Source organism: Terrisporobacter mayombei, assembly GCF_020748465.1.
GTDB classification, from domain to species: Bacteria; Bacillota; Clostridia; order Peptostreptococcales; family Peptostreptococcaceae; genus Terrisporobacter; species Terrisporobacter mayombei.
In genome coordinates this window covers 1-542 of the sequence record NZ_JAHZMP010000081.1, presented here as the reverse complement: position 1 = coordinate 542, position 542 = coordinate 1, and the positions used below count along the sequence as shown (strand labels likewise).

Genomic DNA, 542 nt, shown 5'->3' with positions numbered 1-542 from the left:
CCGGTGAGTCATATCTGACTCCGTGGGGTGATGTTGTCATTAATAATGATGGCCTTCCGGTGATGAATGGTATTGTTATGACAGAAGAGAATTCAACTCTGGTTGATAATCCATTTGGAGGGGTCTCCAGAGTTCTTAATTCTTTAATTAGTGATATGCCATCACTTTTTGCAGAAAGCTCAGGAAATAACAACAATAACACTGCTTCAGTTAATACTGCACAAACGAATGCTCAGGTCAGTGATATGGATAAGAGTTCGAAGGTGGTGGGTAATGTAATTAATGAAAAACAAAAGCAGAAGAATAAAATTGCTACACAGATTAGTGAAAAACAGAAGAAAATCGAGGAGATGAAAAAAGTATTCAAGCATCATTCTTATCATGGTATCACTGATCTTGAGAGGGATGTTGATGAGTTGCAAAAAAAATCAAATCAGCTTGATGCAGATATTAGCAAACTTAATTCTTATAAAAATACATTGCAAAGTAAAATTGGTGATGTGAATAAACAGAAGGAAGCTGAAGAAAAGGCTCGTGAAAAT

At 35.6% G+C, this 542-nt stretch carries 1 pseudogene; it reads left to right on the top strand.

Annotated elements, in window-relative coordinates:
• A pseudogene (gene cka, locus K0039_RS20425) lies at positions 1 to 542 on the top strand (pore-forming bacteriocin colicin K); the annotation flags it as partial.